The sequence below is a fragment of the Bacillus sp. FSL P2-0099 genome (assembly GCF_038007445.1).
GTDB lineage: Bacteria > Bacillota > Bacilli > Bacillales > Bacillaceae_G > Bacillus_A > Bacillus_A mycoides.
In genome coordinates, this window is the sequence record NZ_JBBOXE010000001.1 from 3,556,253 (window position 1) to 3,574,395 (window position 18,143).

Sequence of the window (18,143 nt, forward strand, 5' to 3'; positions counted from 1 at the left end):
CTTTCTATAACATATTGAAAAATAAAAAAGCACTCGCCAAAGCGAATGCCTTTCCATTATTTACTCTCTATTACTTTTAACATTCTATTAATAAATGCTGCCGATTCCCCACGTGTTGCAGAACCTTTTGGCATAAACTCATTATTCTCATTCCCTTTTACGATACCTAGCCCATAAACACGTTGAACCGCCTGTTTATCATACGCTAAATTTTGATCCGTAAATGGTAATGGAACTAAATTACCTTTAATATTTTTGAATTGCAATGCACGATCAATCATAATGACAGCTTCATCACGTTTAATCGTATCATTCGGAGCAAATATATCATTTCCTCGTCCACTTATAATCCCAGCACTAGCTGCACGATTAATACCATCTACTAGCGATGGATGAGCTGTGCTTAAATCTTTGAAATTCGATTTCCCCTCTGGTAATTGCAATGATCTTGAAACTAAATTCGCAAATTCACCACGTGTTACAAGACGTTCTGGCCAGTAAGAACCCTTCCCGTCTCCAACCATAATACCTCTTTTATCTAATTCACGAATATCTGCTTCATACCAACCGCCAGTTATATCATCTTTATGATTCGCATCATAATAAGCTTTCGTTCCCTGTAAAAATGGCTCCCACGCATTATTCCTTATCATAATGGCCGGACAATTCTTTCCGCTCCAAAATTGATGTTTTTTTACATTTTCTAAAGGAATATTTAATTCCCCCATTAAATAGACTGCTAGTTTGCGAGCATTTTCCACAGCTTTATTATAATCACCATCTTGATTGACAGCAATTTCAATTGCAATTGATTCTCTGTTACCGGTTCCTTCTGATCCATCTCCAGCATGCCAACCATTTTCATTTAATGGTAGATGTTGATAAATTTCTTTATCATCTACTGTAAAATGCCAAGATGCTGAACGATCAGTCGTTCCTGTTGCTTGACTGTATAAATATTGTGCATGATTTCTAGCATTTGCTCCAACACTATAATTATCTGTCTCATGAATTGTAATGTATTTTGGTTTCATCGCATAACCTGGACGAATATTTTCATTACCTGTTGGTAAAATCATTTCCTTTAATGGTACACCGTAAATATCCGTTGTTTTCTCTTCTATTGGTGCAGTATACATAACCGCTGCACGTTTCGTACGAGTTGGAGTTGTGCTTTGAATAAGAGATGCTTTTGTACCCTCAAATTTTGCTGAAGGTGCATAAATCCATTTCACCTCATTATCTATTTGGACTTGGAACCACTCTCCAACTTGTCCAATTGCAATAATTGTTTGCGGTTGTAACACTTTCTCGTCTTTATATGAATTAAATGGTGCGGAATATGTAGCTGTCTCTTCATTAATTACTAATTTTTCGTTTGCCAAGTGATAAACTTCCTTAACCTCTACATTTCCTTCACTACTTTGTATCCACCCAGCTCCAGATTCTGTTTGTATATAGTAAGCGCTTCCTTTTTGTTTTTCGGCTTTCACTACTTGATTAGAAAGCTGAACACCTGTCGCTTTTTGTAACTCAGCAGAATCAAATAAAGATGCTGAACCTATTATATGTACAAAAAAATCTCCTTGTACTTCATTTGTTATTCCTTTGCTCTCTCCACGTCCATCTTCATCTTTCATATGGCTTTCAATACTTTTTAATGCTTGCTCGTCTGTTGAAATTGTTACGGTCTTTTCTACTGTGTCTGCATAGGAAAAACTCGGAATCGTTACCATACTAAATACAATTGATGCAGCTAAAACATTATAAAATTCTTTTTTCATACTAATTATTTAACACGTTTATATCTTAATTCGTGTTAACTTCCCTCCCTAATCTAAAATATTTAAGGCTATCTAGCAGACTTCTAAACTAAATAACCCTTTACAATATAACAAACTCTATCTCATTCGTATAGATAGGAATGACTACTATTTGCCTAATTTTTCTATATTGGAATATAGAAAAGAAGCTATAAAAGATATAGCTTCTCCTCTCACTATTTCAATCTCGTTGTACCTTATACTCTATAACTCTACCATCTTTATCAAATTGCAAAACAAGACATTCACTATCTATAGGAATGAAACCACGTTCATTCCCAAGATAGTATAGTGTAGTAATTCCCGTTTCCAAACTGCTTGTTTTCGTAGGGGCCCCTAACAATTTTGTAATTTCCTCGTTTGATTTCCCTATCAATTTATGCTCCTGTAATAGGTCATCTACCATATGTACTCGTTTTTCTTCATAATTTAACCACCGATCCTGATTAAAATTTGAAGTGTATTTATTTATACTTAATTGTACGGTGCATACTAGCAATGGAATCAGACCTACCATCATTATAGTGAACAGTTGTTTCTTACCTTTATTACGTCTTGCCGAAACATGTAAGATAGACTTTTGAATAATAACTAATAAAATAAAAGGCATTACTACCACCAAAATACTCATTACACTCAATGACACATGAACCATATCAATAACGACAATAAACGCAATGTACATTAATATATGCAAACAAAAATAAATGTACAACATTCCCCACAATATAGAGCTTTTACCTTTCTCCACCCAAATAACACCTACTTTATCCCGCTATTTGCGGGCAGTTAGACTCCCACCTCAAAATTCGGCTGTAAAGGGTAGAAGTCGGGTTGCCCATAAACCCCCACTAATTAAATTTTTACTTTATTTTTCACTTCGCAACATAATTCATCTGGCCAATCATATCTCTAATCTTTTGTAGTTCTCGTGCTGTATATATTACTTTACTTGTTAAAACTTCATTTCTGAAAAACGTTACAATTTGCTCTCTATCTTTAAATCTCGGCAATTCTTCATTAGAAAGATCAATAACTTCTTTTCCACTCTCATTTTCAAAATATACAATTGGTTTTACTTTTTCCTTTACAATATCTACTTGCATTTCTTCCAAACAATTATATAAAGTTTGAGATAGCATTTTCGCTTTATACGCTGGATTCCCTTCATTTCTTACTTGCAAAGTTAATGAAGTTCCATCCATAATAAATTCAAATGTCTCTTCTTTTTCAATTTCATGTTGATACTTACCAATTTCCTCAATCATAAATGAATATATACCCGCATTTTCTTTCGTTAAGCCATGGATTAATTTCCCTGTCCATTCTTTCGTCTCAAGTAGATAAATACCAGTTTTACATAAGATAAGGTGTTGAATTCGATTATCATTTATGTCACGTTTATCTCTATATTTATTGCGTATCATAAAAACGTTCGGTATAATATGAAACTCTTCTTCTAGTATTATTCCTTGCTCAACGAAACCTCGCTTCATATAATGTAATATTTCATGCGCATTCACTTCAGCACCATTTTTGGTATATTCTCGTAAATCCGCAATTAAATTTTGAAACATATGTATTTCACTACTATGCTTATCTTGCATTTCACTACATTCTTTACTATGTTGAACAGCCAATTGATTTTTCATCATACGCATATTTTCAAGTTCTCTAGCTGTATTCACTTGTAAATCATTATATTTTTTCTGTTCCATATTCTTTAAAGTATCCTGTTGTTCTTTATGCCCTGTAATCGTAGCTGCAATCTCATTTTCATACGTTTCAATCGCTTGTTTCTTTTCAAACTCTACTTGCTGACTCTCTGATTCTAACTGTTTATTTTTATAAAACAGTACAAACACTACAGCTAATAATATTAAAATCCCACCTATTAGCACATACTCCATATTATTACTCCTTTATTTCATTTCCGATTATTTTTAAACATATATCAATTACATTATACTATGCTATCAATATATACTTTGTAAAAATTATATATTTTTAATAAAAGGCACCTCAGTCGAGATACCTTTTAAGTTCACTTTATTGTACACCATATTGAATATAACTTGAATCATAGTATACCCATTGATTTGTCCCTAAACAAAGCCATCCATCTAGCTTACTCCATACTCGATATGATTCACCATGATGTAACTGTCTTATAACATTCCCGTTTAATGATGGAGCATCTCGCAGATTCACATTATCACCAGTAATAGTTGCTACATAATGTTTATACTGAATATAACTTGAATCATTATATACCCACTGATTTGTCCCTAAGCAGAGCCATCCATTTTGTTCTCCCCAAACTTCATATGATTCGCCACGATTCAATTGGCGAATTACACTAGACTGTAAAGATGGTCCACTTCGTAAATTCACATTATCTCCATTAATTACAGCAACTCCGTATACTGGAGTCGCATTATTAGGCGTGGAAACATTACCTCCACCACTTGCTCCATTTCCTTGTAAAGCTTCTAATGAAACAGCTGCTGATACATCACAATTTCCTACACCTGAAATTTGACCAGAATCTGTGTACTGCCATGCTGTCCACTCTGTCCATCCACCAGCATCAACAGGCGGTATACTAGAATATTTGGAAATCCAAAGTGGAATGTCACTTAACCCGCTAATTCCAAATTCATTAATATACCAAATTCCTGTATATAACATTACATCTTTCCCAGTAGCTTGTTTCACATAATTTACGAAACTTCTTGCCCAATTCGATATAGTCGCCCCCGTTAAACTACTATTGCTAGTATCCGTTGGGGATTCTAAATCTAAAACAGGAATTAAGTCCGTCTGATTACTCTGTAATATACTCACAAAATATTTCGCTTCTGAAATTGCATCATTTTGTTCTGGATGAGCAAAATGATATGCACCAATTAATACATTCGCATTTCTCGCAGCTTGTACATTTTGAACGAAAGTCGGGTCAATATAGTTCACACCTTCCGTCGCTTTTGCGTACGCCGCTGGAATGCCAGATGACTTCACAGCATTCCAATTAATGTTTCCTTCCCAATGAGACACATCAATAAACGTAATATTTGAACTGGATCTATTTTGCATATAAAAGCTCCTATCAAATTTTGTTATTCTATATACAATATGTACAACTCTAGTTAAAGGACACGACAAACCTCTCACATATTTCGAAAATTTTATTACATTTTAATATCTGAGAGAATAGAAAAAAGACCTTGTAATTCTACAAGGCCTGTTGCAAACTCCCTTTATTTTGTAGCAAGTACATATTGTAGTAAAGTCCTTGTTTACTAAGTAACTCTTGATGTGTTCCGCTTTCTACAATTTCCCCTTCATGCATAACAAATATTTGATCCGCATCTTGGATTGTAGACAATCTGTGCGCAATCGCTATCGTTGTTCTACCTTTTCGCATTTGCTGCAATGCCGTTTGGATAGCCTCCTCTGTTTCTGTATCAATATTTGCCGTCGCTTCATCTAACACTAATACTTTCGGATTGGTTGCTATCGTTCTAGCAAAAGCAATTAATTGCCTTTGACCACTAGAAAATGCAGCTCCTCTTTCGACAACTTCTGTATCATACTGCTCTGGTAATTTTTCAATAAACGTATTCGCTTGCACAAACTTTGCCGCTTCCTCTATCTCTTCATCCGTAATCTCTTCATTATACATACGAATATTTTGCTTTACATTTCCAGCAAATAAAAATGCATCTTGCAGCACAAGACCGATTTTCTTTCGAATTTCTTGTTCTTCAAACTGCTCTAAATCTACTCCGTCTATTACAATATTTCCTGATTTAATATTGTAAAATCTCATTAATAAATTCATAATCGTACTCTTTCCGCTACCAGTATGCCCTACGAAAGCAACCGTTTGCCCTGGCTTTACATGAAAAGATATATTTTTTAAAACATCACGCTTTCCATCATATGAAAAAGTAACATCTTTAAACTGAATTTCCCCGTTAGCTACTCGTGGCTGTTCACTCCCCATTTGAACAGGAGCTAAATCTTTATCATCCATTAAATGAAATACACGCGATGATGAAACAAGCGCTTGCTGGAAGAAAGATAGTTTCATCATCATCTCATTTACCGGTTGGAAGAAACGATGAATATAGTTAACGAAAGCATATAAAACCCCTACTTCAACAGGACTCTTTAAAGCATCGATTCCGAATAAACCAAGTACTAACGCAATTGCTACAATATGAACAAGATCTGTTGCTGGACGTAAAAGTAATGCATCTAATTTCAATGTACGACGTCCAGCACTAAAATGTTTATTGTTCACTTCTTCAAATTCTTTTCTCATCCGCTTCTCTTGCCGGAACACCTGAACAATATTCATACCTTGAATGGACTCATTTAACTTTGCATTTAATATACTCAGCTGATTACGTACCTCTAAATAAAAAGCTGCACTTTTCCGTTGATACAACACCATAATTGCAAACATTACCGGAATTAATATGAGCGAAAATAGCGCTAATTTTACATCTAATAAAAACATCGCTACTAAAATCCCTACTAAAAAGACTACATTTTTCACGAATGTTGATAGTACACTAACATAAAAATCCTTAATCGCTTCTGTATCATTCGTTATGCGAGATACGAGCGTACCAATCGGCGTACGATCAAAGAAGCTTAATGACAATTTTTGAACATGTTCATACACTTCAACTCGCATATCTTGGACAATCTTAAAAGCGATATTTTGAAAGTACAATAAGTCTAAATAAGTAAATAATACTTTTAATAAATGAGCAATAATATACACTACAAATAGGGTTACAAGTGCTGATTGTTCAAAGTTACCTGGCACTAAGTGTTCATCAAGAAATTGTTTAATTAAAAAAGGACCCATCATTTCAGTTACAGTTGCACCAACTAGAAATAAAAATGCTAACGCCAATAACCCTTTATAGGGCCTCATATAAGAAAGCAACCTTCTTAAATCACTCCGTTTTTTCTCAGCCATCATACGCCTCCTTTCTCTACTAATGCCTCTAACTGCTGGCTTTCGTACATTTCTTTATACCAACCATTTTCTTTCATTAATTGCTCATGTGTCCCTCGCTGCATAACCCTACCTTCATCAATAACAAGAATAAGATTTGCATGCTGAATAGCACTTAAACGATGGGCAGTAATAATCGTCGTTTTCTCTGCCCTTTCTCGTTTCAATGCAGTTAAAATAGTTTCTTCTGTTTTTGCATCTACGGCTGATAAACAATCATCTAATATTAAAATTTCAGCATTTGTTAATAATGCACGCGCAATAGAGATTCTCTGTTTTTGACCTCCTGATAGTGAAACGCCCCTTTCACCTACTACAGTGTCATACCCTTCTGGAAATTGAAATATATCATTATGAATACAAGCAATATCAGCAGCTCGGCTAATTTCTTTATATGTAGCATCGGCCTTTCCAAAAGCAATGTTCTCCCCAATACTCGCTGAAAATAAAAAGTGATCTTGCGGTACATATGAAATTGCAGAACGCACACCGTGAAGTGTTAAATCTCGAATATCCCGCTCCCCAACTTTTAATTCACCATTAAAATGATCATACTCTCGAATTAAACATTTTAATAACGTCGTCTTCCCTGCACCGGTACGCCCTACAACTCCTAACGTTTCACCTTTTCTTAAGTTAAAGTAAATATCTTTTAAGTTTAATAGTTCATTCTTTTTATAAGAAAACGAATCAACAGCAAACGAAACATCACCACTTGCTATAGCATGTATAGCATTTTCCTTATTCACTACATCTGAAGTTTGTGAAAATATTTTCTCCACACGATCATACGAAGCACGTCCACGCTCCATAATATTAAATAACCATCCAAAAGCTAACATTGGCCATACAAGTGTCCCTAAGTACGTTGTAAATGTTACTAATTCCCCTACAGTTAATTCACCTCGTACGACTAATAATGATCCGTAACAAATTGCGATCAAAAATGAAAATCCGACAATTAGGGAAATCGTTGGATCGAATAACGAGTCAATACGTGCAACTAGCATATTTTTATGTACGACATCTTCAGATTTTTTCCGAAACGCTTGTAAATCCTCTTTCTCTTGTCCAAGTGAGCGAATTACCTTCATCCCACTCATACTTTCTTGCACTTTATCATTGATTTCAGAAAACGATTGCTGTGCCTTATGAAATCTTCTATGCAATAAAGTTCCATAATAATTTGTAGAAATAGCTACAATTGGCATCGGAATTAAACTTAATAACGTTAACTTCCAACTAATTGTAAATCCCATCGCTACGAGTACACATCCTCCAACAGCTAATGAATCAACGAGTGTTAAAACACCTGCCCCCGCAGTTTGCTGAATCGCCTGAATATCATTTGTCGCATGTGCCATCAAATCGCCTGTGCGACGTGATTGATAAAAGGATGGGCTCATCTTAGTAAAATGTTCATATAGATTCTTTCGCAGTTGACGAGCTAGTTTTAAAGAAGATCCAAAAATCATAATACGCCATAAGTAACGTAATATATACATCATAATTCCTACAACTACTAATAGAATAACCCAGTTCAACAATTTTTCAGACGTTAATGTTCCACTATTAATTTCATCTACTACAATCCCTAGTACTCTTGGCGCTACAAGTTCAAGAAGCGCGACACCAAATAACATAATAATTCCAATTATGTACGCTCGTTTTTCTTGCTTAAAAAACCAAGCTAAATTAAAAAACACTTTCATATTTATCCTCCTCCCTTAAAATGAGCGATGTTTTCAGTGTAACAAAAATACAGAATATTTAAAAGTTTTAAATATGTTTTATAACCAAAAGAAAAGGGCACTCGGTAAGAGTGCCCTTTTGCGCTTATTTTGTTTGTTGCTTGTTCATCGCGCTCATCATTTGATTGATTTTCTTTTGGGAAGGTTTTTGTCCCATTTGCATCATCATCATTTTTAACATTTGTTCGTTAATTGGTGGATTTTTTTGTAAGTAATTCATCATGTATTTGCGGGCAATGAAAAATCCTAACGCCACGCCTGCTACTAGTGCTACTACGCCCACTAGAATACCTAACCACATTGGCATATCTTTTCCTCCTTCATGTTGTCTACCTTACAGTGTACTAAAACCTTTTCAATAAGACAAGATACTATTCGACATTTTTTACACATATGTTCGTACTTGTTTGAGAGGATTTAACCAACCGTACTTTTTATTTTCATAATCCATCGCTAAAAATGTTAACTCACACTTTCTAAGCACCTCAAAGAAAGTTGTTTCCATGGATACATTTCCAGAAGTATTTATTCGAATATATTGTGGTTTCACCATTATTTCTCCGTATTCGGCTCCTGTATAAAGCGTATGAGTATGATTTGTTCTTTCATATTTACCAAGAACACGCAAAGCTTGTTCTAATTTATGATGAATTTTCATTACTTGTAACGGCATCGTAATATACGTCATTTGTTTATATAATACTTTCTTCTCCGAAAGGAACCCAGATTCTGAAAATCGAGCAAATAAATCAAAAAACAAATATTCACGACCAAAGTAAGCTTTCGCAATATCCTCTTGAATTAAATACAATTCATACGTTTTCATTTTTCCCCTCCCGATCTGGACAACCTTTTCCCTACATTATATAAGAGAAGCTTTGCAATGATTGTCTGACTACGGAGAGAGAAAAAACTTTTCCTGTCGAAAAAACTCAATTACATAGAAAAATCTCCCCATGCTGGAGAGATTTTTCTAAAATCATTAAAGCATTTCTTTTACTTTACGAACAACGTTCTCTACAGTAAATCCATACTCTTCCATAATCTTCTCACCAGGAGCAGAAGCACCGAATGTGTCGATACCTAGTACATCTCCATCAAGGCCTACGTAACGGTGCCATCCGAATGTAGCACCCATTTCAATTGCGAAACGTTTCGTTACTGCTTTTGGTAGTACTGATTCTTTGTACTCAGCAGTTTGAGCTTCAAAGCGATCCATAGATGGCATGCTAACAACAGCTGCATCAACGCCGTCTGCTGCTAGAGCTTTTTGCGCTTCGATTGCTAAGCTTACTTCAGATCCAGTTGCAATTAAGATTACATCAGCAGTTTCTTTCTTGCTTGCAGAAACTACATATGCACCTTTTGCTACTTTTTCATAAGTATCGTCTTTTGCACCTTCTAATGTTGGAAGATCTTGACGAGTTAACACTAATGCAGTTGGTGTTTTTGTTGATTCTAGAGCTAGTCTCCAAGCTGCAACTGATTCGTTACCGTCTGCTGGACGAATAACAGAAACGTTTGGCATTGCACGAAGTGCTGCTAATTGTTCAACTGGCTCATGTGTTGGACCATCTTCACCAACAGCGATACTATCATGTGTGAATACATACGTTACAGGCAATTGCATTAATGCTGCAAGACGAATTGCTGGACGTAAGTAGTCAGAGAATACGAAGAACGTACCACCGTAAGTTTTTAAACCGCCATGAAGTGCGATACCGTTCATTGCTGCACCCATTGCGAACTCACGTACACCGTACCAAATGTTTTTTCCGCTGTAATCAGCTCTTGTAAAGTCTTTTTCGTTATTCATGTATGTTTTGTTAGAACCAGCAAGGTCAGCAGATCCACCGAAGAATGATGGTACAGACTCTGCAATTGCATTAATTACAGCACCTGAAGAATTACGTGTTGCTGCTTTTGATCCTAATTCATAAGTTGGTAAGCTTTGTTCCCAACCTTCTGGAAGAAGACCGTTCATTGCTGCTTGCAGTTCGTTTGCTAATTCTGGATATGCTTGTGCATATTCACCGAGCATCGTGTTCCACGCAGCTTGCGTCGTTTCACCAACATCTTGTACTGTTTTACGGAAGTTGTCATATACTTCTTCTGCTACATGGAAGTCTTGTTCAGCAGTCCAAGCGTATGCTTCTTTCGTTAATTTTGTTTCGTCTACACCAAGTGGAGAACCATGTGAAGCTGATTTTCCTGATTTGTTTGGAGAACCGAAACCAATTGTCGTTCTTACTTCAATTAGCGTTGGGCGTTTTTCGTCAGCTTTCGCTTCTTCAATTGCTTTTGCGATTGCTTCAATATCATTTCCATCCTCAACACGGATTACTTGCCATCCGTATGCTTTGTAACGATCTTCTACACTTTCAGAGAATGAACGATTTAAATCGCCATCTAATGAAATATCGTTTGAATCGTAAAGTACAACAAGACGACCTAATTGTAAATGAGCAGCTAATGAAGATGCTTCAGCAGAAACGCCTTCCATTAAATCTCCATCACCACAAATAGCGTATGTATGATGATCTACTACATTATACGCATCACGGTTGTATTTAGCCGCTAAATGTCTTTCAGCCATTGCCATACCTACAGCAGTTGCAATACCTTGTCCAAGTGGACCAGTTGTTGAGTCTACACCTGCTGTGTGACCATACTCAGGATGTCCTGGAGTTTTGCTTCCCCATTGACGGAAGTTCTTTAAATCATCCATTGTTAAGTCATAACCAGATAGGTGAAGTAGACTGTATAGTAACATTGAGCCATGACCTGCAGATAATACGAAACGATCGCGGTTAAACCACGTTGGGTTATTTGGATTGTGTTTCATAAATTGAGTCCATAATGTATAAGCCATTGGTGCTGCACCCATTGGCATTCCTGGGTGACCAGAGTTTGCTTTTTCAATCGCATCAATGGATAATGTGCGAATCGTGTTGATAGAAAGTTGTTCGATTGAATGTGACATGCTATTCTTCCCTTCGCGTATGTTAGTAAACGTTTTATACATTTATATGATAGCTTCCCACGCAAGATTATACAACATGTATCGACAAATATGTTGATGTTTTTTTGATTTTCCATAAAAAACACAGTGATTTAGGGAATGTATGGGCATTCAATATGACATACTTTTTAATTGTTTTTATTTTAAAAATAAATATAATTATCTGTATATTTATACAAATATACTAATTTCTGATATATCTCCTTTTTGATAACCTTTAAAAATACAAAAAAGCATCTGAATTAGATGCTTTTAAAACAAATTAAATAATCCGCTTACGAATAGAACTTGAAATAAAATCAATTATAATTACCATTAAAATGATACCTAATAAAATAATTCCCACACGAGACCAATTACGTGAACTAAGTGCAAAAATTAATGGCGTACCAATACCACCTGCTCCAATAACACCTAAAATCGCAGCGGATCGTACATTAATTTCAAACCTGTATAACGTATACGATAGAAAATCCGGTAACACTTGTGGTAATACGGCATACCAAAGTATTTGAAACCGATTTGCACCCGTTGCTATTAACGCTTCCGTCGGTCCCTTATCTATATTTTCAATTCCTTCCGAATATAGTTTCCCTAACATTCCGATAGAGTGTAACCCTAAAGCTAGAACTCCGGCAAAAGAGCCTGGACCAACAGCTTTTATAAATAAAAGAGCCATAACTAATTCAGGAAATGTACGAACAAAACTAAGTACAAATTTCCCAGTTCCTGAAGTTAATTTTCCACTACTCATATTCGTTGCCGCCCAAAAAGCAAATGGAACAGATAAAAAAGCAGAAATAAATGTACCTAATATCGCAATTGCCAACGTATCAATTAAACCGTGTAATAAATCTTCACCATCTGGCAAAGATACATACGACCAATCTGGGTTCAATACGCCTGTCATAATTGCTTTTGTAATTTCTCCCGCCGTATTCTTTATTCCCTCTAACGGGACTCCTGAAAAGGCCCATACATATATAACTGTAAGTGCTATAAAAATAATCCAGCGATATATACTCGGTTTCTTCGGTTTTGGTACGATTATTGTCGTTTTACTCATTATAATTTCCCCCGCAACGCTGTACTTATATAATCAATTAGCAATACAACAACAAGGGTATAAATAATAATAGAAGCAGTTTGTTGATATTGTAAAAATCCAAGTGTACGATCATAATATAATCCAATCCCACCTGCTCCTACTAAACCTAGAACAGCTGCTGCACGTACATTCACCTCAAATGTATAAAGTACATAGGAGACGAAGTGCGCTTTCACTTGCGGAATGACCCCATAAACTATCCATTGCACCTTATTCGCTCCTACAGCTGTCATCGCTTCTAATGGACCTGGATCAATTGATTCAATTGACTCATACAATAATTTCGCTACGAGTCCAACGGAGAAACAAGTAAGAGCCAAAATACCTGGAAGTGGTCCTATTCCAAAAATCGCTACAAAAATCGCCGCTAATAATAAATCTGGTATTGTTCGTATAAAATTTAAAATCAATCGAGCTGGACTGTACAAAAATACACTAGTAAATACGTTACTTGCCGCAAATAGTGCAAGTGGAATGGCTAAAATCGCCCCTAAAGTCGTTCCAATAATCGCCATACGTATTGTATCTAACATTGCTGTTGTAATAATTTGAAAATAACTCCAATCTGGTGGCACCATTTCCTTCAATAAATCCATCATATTCGGAAAACCAACTACTAGTTTTGAAAATGATGCGTCGACCTGTACACTACTACCCCACAACAGTAAAATAACTAAAATAACCGTTAACATATGTTTCAATTTACTCGGCGGCTTCGGTATCGATTTCGAATATATCGTCACTTCATTCATTTAGCTGCCACCTCTAATAATGCGCTTTTCTGAGCTACGTCCCCATAAATTTCAGCGAATTTTTCATCCGTTGCCTCTTCTACTAATCCATCAAAAACAATTTCACCAGCATGTAATCCAATAATACAAGTAGCATATTGCCTCGCTAAATCAATAGAATGTAAGTTTACAATTGTCGTAATTCCAAAATCTTCATTAATTTTCTTCAAATCATCCATTACTTGCTTTGTTGTCAGAGGATCTAACGAAGCAACAGGCTCATCTGCCAATATGATTTTCGCTTCTTGTGCCAATGCTCTAGCAATTGATACACGTTGCTGTTGTCCCCCTGATAATTCATCAGCTCGTGCATATGCTTTTTCTGAGATATTCACTCTATTCAGCGCCTGGAATGCAAGCTCCACATCCTCTTTCGGAAACAGACCTAACGTTGTACGCAATGTAGAATGATATCCAACCCGCCCAGCTAATACATTCTTCAGTACCGTTGATCGCTTCACAAGGTTAAAGCTTTGAAAAATCATACCAATATCTCGGCGCATGCGTCGTAATCCTTTTCCTTTTGCAGCAGTAATAGACTCCCCTTCAATAATGATTTCTCCTTCTGTGATTTCATGAAGGCGATTTACCGATCTAAGAAGTGTTGATTTTCCAGCACCGGATAGCCCGACCATTACAACAAACTCACCTTTTTGAATTTTCAAGTTTATATTATTCAATCCTTTTGTACCATTCGGATACACTTTGGAAACATTTCGAAACTCTATCACACATCTTACCTACCTTCTATGTATTATCAATAACTGAAAAACGGCAAACTAACTGAAATCACACACTTTCCAGTTAGTCGCCATTTCCATATGTATTATTGCGTTTTCACTTTCTTTCCATATTCACGAACGATATCAAATTTACTATCATCAGATTTAACGTATCCTTCATGTGAGTATACTTCTTTAATGATTTTGTGCCCTTCCTCATTCTTTCCTATTTCAATGAAAGCATCCTGTAATTTCTTGCTCCACTCTGCATCTAAATCAGAACGTACAGAAATCGTATCGTTTGGAATTTTCTCCGTAAATTTTACTATTTTCGTTTGATCGAATATATTCGGATAATCTTTTTTTACAATATTACGAGCATCTTGGAATACAACAGCTGCATCTACATCACCATTTAAAAGAGCAATAAGTGACTGATCATGACCTTTTAATGTAACAGGTTTCACATCCTTTAGCGGATCGATTCCCTCTTTTAACAATACAGCCGCAGGCCATACATAACCCGCTGATGATGTTACATCTTGATAGCCAATTTTTTTACCTTTTAAATCTTTTACACTATTAATATTAGAATCTTTCTTAACAACAAACTCTGATTTATAAACATCTACTAAATCCTTTGTGGGAGCTCCAGTTTCATCATCTACCCCAAAACGTTGCGCCTGTAAAATTACGTTTGCAGCCTTTTTCTCATGCGCTAACACATACGCTGTTGGAGGTAAAAAGCCTACATCTACTTGCTTAGATGCCATCGCTTCTACAATTGTATTGTAATTCGTTGAAATACTAACTTTTACCGGAATGTTTAATTTATCACTTAATAGCTTTTCCAATGGTTTTGCCTTCGCCTCTAACGTATCTGCATTTTGAGAAGGAACAAATTGAACATTTAGTGTCTTCGGTACATAACCTTTTTTCGTATCTTCATTTTTACTTGCACTTGATTCCTTCGTTCCACATCCACTTAATAATCCCGCTGCTAGTACAACTGTTGTGCTCATTGCAAAAACTTTTTTCAACATGTTAATGCCTCCATTTTTCGTTGTTATAAAATAACCTTCCATAAACATGAAGAAATATATCACATATTTTTACAAATAATTGCTTATTTACAGAATCTTTACACATTCTATACATTCACATTAAAATTCTTTTCATATATTTGATATGATTAATTGAAAGATAACTATAGAAAAGGTGAATGGCGTTGAATCAAAATCAAATTGTAACTTTAAATATTTTATTAACAAGCGATGTACATGGTACTGTGTATCCAATTCACTACCAAGATAACTCCAAAGCAGAAATTGGTTTAGCTAAAATTTCTACTCTCATAAAAAAAGAACGTTCTCAAAATGCAAACGTTCTTCTGATTGATAACGGGGACTTCATTCAAGGAACACCATTTACTTATCATTACGCTACATACGAAAAAGATATGGAAAACCCAATGTCCTTATTAGCCAACTACTTAGGGTATGACATTGCAATTATCGGAAATCATGAATTTAATTACGGAATGGATATATTAAATAATGCTGTGGCTACTGCAAATTCCCCTTATCTATCAGCAAACATTTTAGATAAAAACAGAAAAGAACCTTATTTCGGGAAACCATATATAATAAAACATATTGAATCAAATATAAAAATTGCTATTTTAGGGGTGACAACGCATTACATCCCCCATTGGGAACAAGCACATCATATTAAAGATTTACAATTTGAAGATGCATTTGAAACAACAAAAAAATGGGTTTCTTACATCCGTAAACATGAAAAACCAGATTTACTAGTCGTAGCCTATCACGGGGGATTTGAACGTGATTTACAAACCGGAGTACCGACTGAAGTTTTAACAGGTGAAAACCAAGGATATGCAATGTGCCATGAAATTGAAGGCATAGATATTTTACTAACAGGCCACCAACACCGAGAAATCGCTCACACCGTGATTAATGGTGTAACAATTTTACAGACCGGATGCAATGGACACTCAGTTGGAAAAGTAACAGTAACATTCGAAAAAGCAGAACAAAAATGGGTGAAAAAAGAGAGTTATTCAGAGTTATTGCCCGTACAAGGAATTGCGGCAGACCAAGATGTTCTTTCCTTGGTTGCCAATTATGAAGAGAAAACACAAAATTGGCTTGATAAACCTATTGGAATAATTTATGGGGATATGCAAATTTCCGATGCTATGCAAACACGTTTGCAAGACCATCCTTTTATTGAATTCATAAATAAAATACAGATGGATATAGCTAATGTTTCAATTTCTTGTACAAGTTTGTTTCATAATACATCTCCAGGTTTCCCGAAACATGTAACAATGCGTGACATCGTTTCTAATTATATTTATCCAAATACATTAAAAGTAATTAGAATAACTGGAGCGGATATAAAAGATGCTCTCGAACTCTCTGCTTCTTATTTCACATTAAAAGCAGATGGAACCATCATCGTAAACCCTACCTATATAGAACCAAAACCACAACACTATAATTACGATATGTGGGAAGGGATTTCGTATGTATTAAACATTTCAAAACCAATTGGAGAGAGAGTAGAGTCTTTGCAGTATAAAGGCACTCCCCTTAATATGAATGAAGAATATGACGTTGTTATGAATAATTATCGTGCAAGCGGTGGCGGGAACTTCTTTATGTTTCAAAATAAACCAGTAGTAAAAGACATACCAACAGATATGTCTGAACTTATCGCTAACTATATATTGAAGCATAAAAGGATAGAAGCAACGAAAAATGAAAACTGGAAAGTTATTAAATAACAATTTTAGCAAATAAAAAAAGATGGGCTATGCCCATCTTTTAATTTAATTTTGCATTATCCTGCTTTTTTAAAGCTTTTAATTTCGCCGGTGTAACGTCCGTGCCTTCTTCGTTAACGACTTTAATTCCTTTTAATTCGTTTAACATATTTTGACGAAATCCTTTTAAATATTGTTCACGAAGCGATTGGCGCTCACGTTGTTCTTCTTCAGTTAAGCCTTCAGCTTTTGCTTTTTTCGCTAAGAAGTTAATGCGTTCAATGAGTTCTTGACTTGGCATCTCGAATCCCCCTTCTACTCAAAACTGATTATTATCATACAATAGTTAGTCCTCTTTATCAAGCAATTGCTTTGTATATTCTACATACCTTCGATGTACAGTTGCTTTTGAAACATCATGACCAAAACCACGAAGTGTTGCTGCAATTTCTTCAAAAGTTAATTCATTCCGACGCAAACGTACAATTTCCTCAATTGGCACTTCTTTTTTCTCACGTCCTACGCTTAAATGACGATTTTTCAAATTATTTTCTGGACGAAATCCTTTCTCCACTGCTCTTTGCATGCCACGTTTAATTTTTAAATTGTGGATCTTTCTTTGATACTCTTCAACGATCCCAATTATATTTAGCACCATCGAATCAGAATCTGAAAGCTGTAATTCACCACTATGCGTGTGCGTATAAACTTTTATCCCCTCTTTATGTAAACAATGCATTAATGCAATCTTTGCATTTCCTCTACCAAGACGCGTTTCATCTTGTATAAGTAGTACATCAACTTGTTCATCTCGAATTGTATCTAGCACTTCTAATATGCCATCACGTTCAATTGTATAACCGCTAGCCTGCTCCTCAATTACCTTTGTAACATCCATTTGATAGCGCTCAGCTAAATGCAATAATTCATCTTTTTGACGCAATAATGATGTTTCCTGCTCTTCTTTTGTTGTGCTCACACGTGCGTAAATAATTGCATTCATTTTGAACCCTTCTTTCTCACTATATTTTCCTTATAGTGTATCATAAATTTGCCTTTCGTTCGAACTTATGTTTGTAGAATGTTTTTTCGCATGT

At 35.5% G+C, this 18,143-nt stretch carries 16 protein-coding genes; 1 reads left to right on the forward strand and 15 read right to left on the reverse strand.

The window, feature by feature from the left end; all coding sequences use genetic code 11:
• Positions 1-56 precede the first annotated feature (56 nt).
• The 13 genes from MKY90_RS18320 to MKY90_RS18380 all read right to left on the reverse strand — a co-directional run bounded on the left by MKY90_RS18320 (position 57) and on the right by MKY90_RS18380 (position 15,298).
• Positions 57-1,784 carry an S-layer homology domain-containing protein gene (locus MKY90_RS18320; protein ID WP_098167680.1) on the reverse strand — a complete coding sequence of 576 codons (1,728 nt, stop codon included), beginning with the start codon at positions 1,782-1,784 and terminating at the stop codon, positions 57-59.
• Between the two features lie 220 nt (positions 1,785-2,004).
• Positions 2,005-2,574, reverse strand: coding sequence for a hypothetical protein (locus tag MKY90_RS18325; RefSeq protein WP_341092224.1), 570 nt, complete (start codon positions 2,572-2,574; stop codon positions 2,005-2,007).
• A gap of 124 nt (positions 2,575-2,698) precedes the next feature.
• Entirely contained in the window at positions 2,699-3,733 is a 1,035-nt protein-coding gene (locus tag MKY90_RS18330) for a nuclease-related domain-containing protein (RefSeq protein WP_098167679.1), read from the reverse strand.
• Positions 3,734-3,872: 139 nt separating this feature from the next.
• Positions 3,873-4,919 (reverse strand): GH25 family lysozyme, encoded by a 1,047-nt coding sequence (locus MKY90_RS18335; protein ID WP_078185596.1) that lies wholly within the window; start codon positions 4,917-4,919, stop codon positions 3,873-3,875.
• A gap of 139 nt (positions 4,920-5,058) precedes the next feature.
• Positions 5,059-6,822, reverse strand: a complete 1,764-nt coding sequence (locus MKY90_RS18340) for an ABC transporter ATP-binding protein (protein WP_098167678.1) — start codon at positions 6,820-6,822, stop codon at positions 5,059-5,061.
• Complete coding sequence (locus tag MKY90_RS18345; protein ID WP_002033485.1) at positions 6,822-8,573, reverse strand: ABC transporter transmembrane domain-containing protein; 1,752 nt, start codon at positions 8,571-8,573, stop codon at positions 6,822-6,824. Before MKY90_RS18345 ends, MKY90_RS18340 begins: the two co-directional genes overlap by 1 nt.
• Before the next feature lie 124 nt (positions 8,574-8,697).
• Positions 8,698-8,919 (reverse strand): YneF family protein, encoded by a 222-nt coding sequence (locus tag MKY90_RS18350; protein ID WP_001132292.1) that lies wholly within the window; start codon positions 8,917-8,919, stop codon positions 8,698-8,700.
• A 78-nt stretch (positions 8,920-8,997) separates the two neighbouring features.
• Positions 8,998-9,438 carry a sporulation inhibitor of replication protein SirA gene (sirA, locus tag MKY90_RS18355; protein ID WP_002014415.1) on the reverse strand — a complete coding sequence of 147 codons (441 nt, stop codon included), beginning with the start codon at positions 9,436-9,438 and terminating at the stop codon, positions 8,998-9,000.
• A 156-nt stretch (positions 9,439-9,594) separates the two neighbouring features.
• Complete coding sequence (gene tkt / locus MKY90_RS18360) at positions 9,595-11,595, reverse strand: transketolase (RefSeq protein WP_002033482.1); 2,001 nt, start codon at positions 11,593-11,595, stop codon at positions 9,595-9,597.
• Between the two features lie 301 nt (positions 11,596-11,896).
• Positions 11,897-12,700: a phosphonate ABC transporter, permease protein PhnE gene (gene phnE, locus MKY90_RS18365; protein WP_002066554.1), complete on the reverse strand. Its 804-nt coding sequence runs from the start codon at positions 12,698-12,700 to the stop codon at positions 11,897-11,899.
• The gene (gene phnE, locus MKY90_RS18370; RefSeq protein WP_002137773.1) at positions 12,700-13,494 is read right to left on the reverse strand and encodes a phosphonate ABC transporter, permease protein PhnE; all 795 of its coding nucleotides are present in this window, start codon (positions 13,492-13,494) and stop codon (positions 12,700-12,702) included. The genes phnE (MKY90_RS18365) and phnE (MKY90_RS18370) overlap by 1 nt, the downstream gene beginning before the upstream one ends.
• Positions 13,491-14,264, reverse strand: coding sequence for a phosphonate ABC transporter ATP-binding protein (gene phnC, locus MKY90_RS18375; RefSeq protein WP_098167677.1), 774 nt, complete (start codon positions 14,262-14,264; stop codon positions 13,491-13,493). The genes phnE (MKY90_RS18370) and phnC overlap by 4 nt, the downstream gene beginning before the upstream one ends.
• A 95-nt stretch (positions 14,265-14,359) precedes the next feature.
• Positions 14,360-15,298 carry a phosphate/phosphite/phosphonate ABC transporter substrate-binding protein gene (locus MKY90_RS18380; RefSeq protein WP_002137777.1) on the reverse strand — a complete coding sequence of 313 codons (939 nt, stop codon included), beginning with the start codon at positions 15,296-15,298 and terminating at the stop codon, positions 14,360-14,362.
• A gap of 185 nt (positions 15,299-15,483) precedes the next feature.
• On the opposite strand from MKY90_RS18380, the gene MKY90_RS18385 reads away from it, so the two are divergent.
• Positions 15,484-17,067: a bifunctional metallophosphatase/5'-nucleotidase gene (locus MKY90_RS18385; protein WP_078185597.1), complete on the forward strand. Its 1,584-nt coding sequence runs from the start codon at positions 15,484-15,486 to the stop codon at positions 17,065-17,067.
• A gap of 40 nt (positions 17,068-17,107) precedes the next feature.
• On the opposite strand, the gene MKY90_RS18390 is transcribed toward MKY90_RS18385, so the two are convergent.
• A complete protein-coding gene (locus tag MKY90_RS18390) occupies positions 17,108-17,347 on the reverse strand; it encodes a DUF896 domain-containing protein (RefSeq protein ID WP_002014431.1) in 240 nt (79 codons plus the stop codon).
• Between the two features lie 45 nt (positions 17,348-17,392).
• Positions 17,393-18,049 (reverse strand): YneB family resolvase-like protein, encoded by a 657-nt coding sequence (locus MKY90_RS18395; protein WP_002128580.1) that lies wholly within the window; start codon positions 18,047-18,049, stop codon positions 17,393-17,395.
• Positions 18,050-18,143: the final 94 nt, after the last annotated feature.

Excerpts from the sequence above, each read along its gene's own strand:
- MKY90_RS18320 (WP_098167680.1), bottom strand. The coding sequence starts at position 1,784 with ATGAAAAAAGAATTTTATAATGTTTTAGCTGCATCAATTGTATTTAGT.
- MKY90_RS18330 (WP_098167679.1), bottom strand. The coding sequence starts at position 3,733 with ATGGAGTATGTGCTAATAGGTGGGATTTTAATATTATTAGCTGTAGTG.
- MKY90_RS18335 (WP_078185596.1), bottom strand. The coding sequence starts at position 4,919 with ATGCAAAATAGATCCAGTTCAAATATTACGTTTATTGATGTGTCTCAT.
- MKY90_RS18340 (WP_098167678.1), bottom strand. The coding sequence starts at position 6,822 with ATGGCTGAGAAAAAACGGAGTGATTTAAGAAGGTTGCTTTCTTATATG.
- MKY90_RS18345 (WP_002033485.1), bottom strand. The coding sequence starts at position 8,573 with ATGAAAGTGTTTTTTAATTTAGCTTGGTTTTTTAAGCAAGAAAAACGA.
- MKY90_RS18350 (WP_001132292.1), bottom strand. The coding sequence starts at position 8,919 with ATGCCAATGTGGTTAGGTATTCTAGTGGGCGTAGTAGCACTAGTAGCA.
- sirA (WP_002014415.1), bottom strand. The coding sequence starts at position 9,438 with ATGAAAACGTATGAATTGTATTTAATTCAAGAGGATATTGCGAAAGCT.
- tkt (WP_002033482.1), bottom strand. The coding sequence starts at position 11,595 with ATGTCACATTCAATCGAACAACTTTCTATCAACACGATTCGCACATTA.
- phnE (WP_002066554.1), bottom strand. The coding sequence starts at position 12,700 with ATGAGTAAAACGACAATAATCGTACCAAAACCGAAGAAACCGAGTATA.
- phnE (WP_002137773.1), bottom strand. The coding sequence starts at position 13,494 with ATGAATGAAGTGACGATATATTCGAAATCGATACCGAAGCCGCCGAGT.
- MKY90_RS18380 (WP_002137777.1), bottom strand. The coding sequence starts at position 15,298 with ATGTTGAAAAAAGTTTTTGCAATGAGCACAACAGTTGTACTAGCAGCG.
- MKY90_RS18390 (WP_002014431.1), bottom strand. The coding sequence starts at position 17,347 with ATGCCAAGTCAAGAACTCATTGAACGCATTAACTTCTTAGCGAAAAAA.
- MKY90_RS18395 (WP_002128580.1), bottom strand. The coding sequence starts at position 18,049 with ATGAATGCAATTATTTACGCACGTGTGAGCACAACAAAAGAAGAGCAG.